Annotated in this window: 1 rRNA gene; it reads right to left on the reverse strand. The window is 47.6% G+C overall.

Going from position 1 to position 1,075, the window contains the following annotated elements:
* Nucleotides 1–1,075: ribosomal RNA gene (locus BLS00_RS10490) — 23S ribosomal RNA — on the reverse strand; the annotation flags it as partial.

Raw genomic sequence — 1,075 nt, forward strand, 5'->3', positions numbered from 1 at the left:
TACACCACCAGGAGCACCCCTTCTCCCTAAGTTACGGGGCTATTTTGCCTAGTTCCTTAACAGAGGTTATTCCGCTCCCCTTAGTATTCTCTACTCGTCTACCTGTGTCGGTTTTCAGAACGGGCGTCCCTATACTCAACCAATACACGATGCTTTTCTTGGCAGTGTGGCTCCAATTTGTTGAGATTTTTCTCTCTCCTCATCGTATCTCATCTTCCAGTTACGGTTTTCCCTGTAACTTTCTCCAGACTTAATACTTGAAAGCCTTGCAACTTGGACTCAATTCTTTACCTCCTGCGTCACACCTTGTATCTCGTATAGTTACGGTACAGGATTCTTTACCTGTTTCCCATCGGCTACCCCTTTCGGGTTTACCTTAGGTCCCGACTTACCCTGGGCGGACGAACCTTCCCCAGGTACCCTTAGACTTTCGGGGTGGGAGATTCTCACTCCCATTTCGTTACTCATGCCCGCATCCGCTCTTGTGTCTCGTCCAAATAGATTTACATCTATCCTTCTCCCTACTACACATTGCTCCCCTACCAATAATACTTACGTACTATTCCGTAGCTTCGGTGTAAGGCTTTAGCTCCTTTTCATTTTCGGCGCAGTGACCTTCTACCAGTGAGCTGTTACGCACTCTTTAAAGGATGGCTGCTTCTAAGCCAACCTCCTGGCTGTCTTAAGATCTCCACTACCTTTCACACTTAGCCTTCTCTTCGGAACCTTAGCTGTCGGTCTGGGCTGTTTCCCTTTCGACCACGGAGCTTCTCCTCCGTAGTCTGTCTCCTACTTCTTTATTAGTTGTATTCGGAGTTTGACTGGTTTCAGAGGTTTTCCCCTTACTCCAATCAGTGCTCTACCCCAACTAATTTCCAGTAAGGCCGTGCCTACACACGTTTCGGGGAGAACCAGATATCTCCAGGTTCGATTAGCTTTTCACTCCTACACACATGTCATCCGAGGATTTTTTACTACCCACCGGTTCGGTCCTCCACTTGGTTTTACCCAACTTTCAACCTGCACATGTGTAGCTCACCTGGCTTCGGGTCTATTTATACTGACTTTTCGCGCT

The sequence above is a fragment of the Geotoga petraea genome, assembly GCF_900102615.1.
Taxonomy (GTDB): domain Bacteria; phylum Thermotogota; class Thermotogae; order Petrotogales; family Petrotogaceae; genus Geotoga; species Geotoga petraea.